Annotated in this window: 1 protein-coding gene; it reads right to left on the bottom strand. The window is 65.5% G+C overall.

All coding sequences use genetic code 11. The features are described 5' to 3' along the window. A partial coding sequence (locus VGQ44_01030; protein ID HEV8445364.1) for a glycosyltransferase family 39 protein occupies positions 1-1,564 on the bottom strand: 1,564 nt, incomplete at both ends.

The raw sequence follows: 1,564 nt of genomic DNA, 5'->3' as shown, positions 1-1,564 counted from the left end.
GGAATACAACCGCACGGCCGCGCCGATCCTCGTGAAGGCGCGGCCGTTTTGCGTCAGCCAGGCATAGCGATTCGGATCGATCGCCTGCTCCGGCTGGAGAATGGACTCGCTGATCGCGAACCACCCTTTCGACGGCTGGTACGGATCGATCGCGCCAGTGAGCGGAACGCCGACGAGCGTCGGGCTGGTGGTGCTGAAGAGCGCCCCTCGCAACGACGTGATATGGCGTTCGCGGCAGGCGAGCGCGAGACGGTAGAGATCCTGTCCCCAATCGAAGTTGCTCTCGACGACGACGCGTTCGGGATGGGCACCGGCGAACGCATTCATCCACGGCAGCGACTCGGGAACGACATCGGCGATGAGCCAGATGAGGAGCACGGCCGTGATCGGACGCCGCACCAGCGCGACGCCGGCGAGGATCGCCATGAAGATGTAGATCGGGAGCACATGCCGCACGCCGAGGTTGATGTGCGACGGCAGGACCGCGAGAAGGAGCGCGAGCGCCATGAGCGCGAGCTCCCGATGTTTCTTCAGCGAGAAGAGTCCGACGCCGAGCAGCAACAGCAGCGGAATCGGCGTCTTGATCGCGAGGACGAGCGGGAAGTAGTACCAGCGTCCGCGCGGCCAGACCTTCCCGAGGATGAACACCGGCGTGCCGCGCTCGTCGTGCTGTTTCACTCGCAGAAGACCGAACAGGTACTGAGGCGCAGGCAAGTTCACGCGCTCGGCGATCCAGCGACTCCCGAACGCATGCTCCGTCTGCTGCGGCGCGGTCTGGTCCATCGCGACCATGCGCGAGTGGTGGAAGAAGTACCCACCCCACACGATCACGAACGCGATGAGAAGAATCACGATGATCGTCCTCGTGTGGCGCGGGCTTTCTAGCCCGCGCTCGGAGGCGGGCAGGAAAACCCGCCCCACACGAAGAACATGCCTCACAATCGCAATCACCGCGCAGATCCCAAAAAACAACAGGAACGTGAACTTGCACAACGCGCCAAAGCCTATGACCGCGCCGAGCGCGATGGTCCACGGCCACGTCGGCCTCGCGAGCCAGCGATAGAGCACCCACAGCGCCAGAGCGACGGCCGCCGTTCCCGCCATGTCGGTCGTCGCGAGGCCGCCGTGCGCGAGCACCGGCGGCGTCAGCACGAACGCGGTCGCGGCGGCCAGACCGATCGTCGCACCGAATAGATCGCGGCCGAGGAGCGCGACGGCGACGATCGCGATCACGACGAAGAGCAGATTGCCCGTGCGCGCTCGCGCGATATCACGCATCGCGTCTCCGTTCGCGCCGAGAAGAGCGTCGGCGAGATGGAGCTCACGGGCGTCGCCGCCGCGTGCGTAAGCGTCGAACGCAGCCACGTGCGTCGACGCCAGCGGCAGCGCCAACACCGCACGAGCGAGCGGCGGATGCTCGGAGTCGATCGTGTATTTGTGCTGCGTCAGGTACTCATACCCGGCAGCGAGATGAACCGGCTCGTCAGTCGTCGGGCTGAAGACGTGATGCGTGGCGCGGATGCGGAGCACCGCGAACGCGCAGATCACAACGATGCCGAACCAC

The sequence above is a fragment of the Gemmatimonadaceae bacterium genome (assembly GCA_036003045.1).
GTDB lineage: Bacteria > Gemmatimonadota > Gemmatimonadetes > Gemmatimonadales > Gemmatimonadaceae > JAQBQB01.
Note: the sequence above shows the minus strand (reverse complement) of the source record. Positions and strands in the feature narration are given on the sequence as shown.